1 protein-coding gene is annotated in these 235 nt (G+C 60.4%); it reads left to right on the top strand.

Translation table 11 applies throughout. The features are described from left to right. Positions 1 to 235 (top strand): hypothetical protein (locus tag HBA93_RS23650; RefSeq protein WP_221724835.1); only part of this gene is annotated, 235 nt, incomplete at both ends.

Raw genomic sequence — 235 nt, 5'->3', positions numbered from 1 at the left:
GAGGTCTCGATCCAGGCCCATGTGTCTGCAGCATCCCACAACGCGTACGAACTGATGCGCTGGCGTTACGGGGTCAGCCAGAAGCAGATCATGGAACTGGCACCAGTTCTTTTTGCAGTCGTGGCGGGACACGCGCTAAAGGTGCCGGATCAGGATGAGGCGCTTGAGCGCGAGGCTCAGATGCGCGGCCGCGCTAGCACGCAAATGATCGGTGACCACATCGATCGGCAAGCCA

Source organism: Ochrobactrum sp. SFR4 (assembly GCF_019730395.1).
Taxonomy (GTDB): domain Bacteria; phylum Pseudomonadota; class Alphaproteobacteria; order Rhizobiales; family Rhizobiaceae; genus Pseudochrobactrum.
Note: the sequence above shows the minus strand (reverse complement) of the source record. Positions and strands in the feature narration are given on the sequence as shown.